Origin of the sequence: Shewanella sp. K8, assembly GCF_028823715.1 — a bacterium.
Taxonomy (GTDB): domain Bacteria; phylum Pseudomonadota; class Gammaproteobacteria; order Enterobacterales; family Shewanellaceae; genus Shewanella; species Shewanella algae.
In genome coordinates, this window is sequence record NZ_JAPEHY010000098.1 from 1 (window position 1) to 534 (window position 534).

The window sequence follows — 534 nt, forward strand, 5'->3', positions numbered from 1 at the left end:
GAGCCAATGGAGATCTCAACATGAAGAAACGTTACACCGAAGAACAAATCATCAAGGCCATCAAACAGCATGAGGCAGGGGCAAAAGTCGATGACATTTGCCGTGAAATGGGCATATCCACGGGCACTTTCTATAACTGGCGCAGCAAGTATGCCGGGCTGGAAGTGAACGAAGCGAAGCGGCTGAGGGAGTTGGAAGCGGAGAACAACAAGCTCAAAAAGATGTTAGCTGACAAGATGCTGGAAGTCGAAGCAATGAAGGATGTGCTGTCAAAAAAGTGGTAACGCCAGCGGCCAAAAAGCCTGTTGTTCAACACCTGATTGAGGGATTCAGCCTCAGTGAGCGAGTGGCCTGTCAGTTGGCTGGGCTTAGCCGGACTGCATTTCGCTATCAACCCAGGAAAAAGCCAGACAATGGGCTCAGACAGCGACTGAAGGCGCTGGCGACGCAATATCCTCGCTATGGGTATCTGATGCTGCATGGTTTGCTCAGGGGTGAAGGCTGGGTCAAAAACCGCAAACGAACCTATCGGCT

General features: G+C 51.3%; 1 pseudogene. It reads left to right on the plus strand.

From position 1 onward, the window contains the following. Positions 1 to 20: 20 nt before the first annotated feature. Positions 21 to 534, plus strand: a pseudogene (locus ON072_RS21075) (transposase); the annotation flags it as partial.